Source organism: Streptomyces sp. RP5T (assembly GCF_003933965.1).
GTDB lineage: Bacteria > Actinomycetota > Actinomycetes > Streptomycetales > Streptomycetaceae > Streptomyces.
The window spans coordinates 1-1,639 of the sequence record NZ_RSAJ01001023.1; the positions used below are offsets into that span (position 1 = coordinate 1).

General features: G+C 76.3%; 1 protein-coding gene. It reads right to left on the minus strand.

Annotation, left to right across the window (positions count from 1 at the left end):
* Positions 1–6: 6 nt before the first annotated feature.
* The coding region (gene malQ, locus EHS43_RS44095) for a 4-alpha-glucanotransferase (RefSeq protein WP_125196002.1) at positions 7–1,639 on the minus strand (1,633 nt) is incomplete at its 5' end.

Consider the following 1,639-nt stretch of genomic DNA (forward strand, 5'->3'; position numbering starts at 1 on the left):
GCGCCCCTACGCCCCCCGCAGCACCTCCACCAACGCGTGCAGCCGGGCCGATGCCGCCAGGTCCTCCAGCGTCACCACGCGCCCCTCCCCGTCGGCGATCGGCAGCCGCCAGTTCGGATACTGGTCCCACGTCCCCGGCAGGTTCTGCGGCCGGCGGTCCCCCACCGCGTCCGGCAGCCAGACCCCCACCATGCGGGCCGGGGTGTTCAGCAGGTACCGGTGGACGGCCTGGATCTGCGCCTCCTCGGCCAAGGGGTCGGCGCCGCCGCCCGTGCCGTGCAGCAGTCCGAGCCGGGCCAGCAGCTCCAGCCACTCCCCCGTGTCTGCCGCGGCCTCCGCGCGCTCCTCGTCCAGCGGCCGGGTCAACAGGCCGAGGCCGTCCCGCAGTTCGACGTGCTCCCCGGTGAGGCGGGAGGCGGTGGGCGGCAGGTCGTGCGTGGTCGCCGTCGCCAGGCAGTCGGCGCGCCAGCGCTCGGGCGGCAGCGGACGCCCGTCGCCCTCCCAGTCCCGCTCGAACCACAGCACGGACGTGCCGAGCACCCCGCGCTCGCGCAGGGTCTCCCGCACCCCGGGCTCGACCGTGCCGAGGTCCTCGCCGATCACCACCGCCCCGGCCCGCGAGGCCTCCAGGACGAGCACGGCGAGCATCGCCTCCGCGTCGTAGCGGACGTAGGTGCCCTCCGTCGGCGGATGGCCCTGCGGGACCCACCACAGCCGGAACAGGCCCATGACGTGGTCGATGCGCAGCGCGCCGGCGTAGCGGAACAGGGCCCGCAGCAGCTGCCGGTACGGCGCGTAGCCGGACTCCGCCAGCCGGTCCGGGCGCCACGGCGGCAGTCCCCAGTCCTGGCCGCGGGCGTTGAAGGCGTCCGGCGGCGCTCCCACGGACATCCCGGCCGCGAAGTACGCCTGCTGGGCCCACGCGTCCGCGCCCTCGGGATGGACGCCCACCGCGAGGTCGTGCACGACGCCCAGCGGCATCCCGGCCTCCCGCGCGGTGCGCTGCGCGGCGCCGAGCTGGCTCTCGGTGAGCCAGGCGAGGCGGCAGTGGAAGTCGACGCGGTCCATCAGCTCACCGCGGGCACGGGCCGTCTCGGCGGATCGCGGGTCGCGCAGACCCGGGGGCCAGCCGCGCCAGTCCGAGCCGTGCGCCTCGGCCAGCGCGCACCAGGTCGCGTGGTCCTCCAGGGCCTGGCCGCCCTCGGCGAGATAGTCGGCGTAGGCGGCGCGGCGGCCGGGTCCGAGCGGGACCTCGCGGATCAGTTCGAGCGCCTCCCGCTTCAGCTCCCAGACCGCGTCCCGGTCGATCAGCGCGCCCTTGTCCAGCACGGACGCGCGCAGCCGCGCGGCCCGCTCGCCCAGGGTCCGCAGCCGGTCGTGGTCCGCGACGTGGGCGTACTCGGGGATGTCCTCGATCCGCAGGTGCACCGGGTCCGGGAAGCGGCGTGAGGAGGGGCGGTAGGGGGACGGGTCGGTCGGGGCGCCGGGCACGGCCGCGTGCAGCGGGTTGACCTGGACGAAGCCGGCGCCGAGGGCTCGCCCCGCCCAGGAGGTCAGTTCGGCGAGGTCGCCGAGGTCGCCCATGCCCCAGGAGCGGTGCGAGAGCAGGGAGTAGAGCTGGACGAGGAGGCCGTACGAC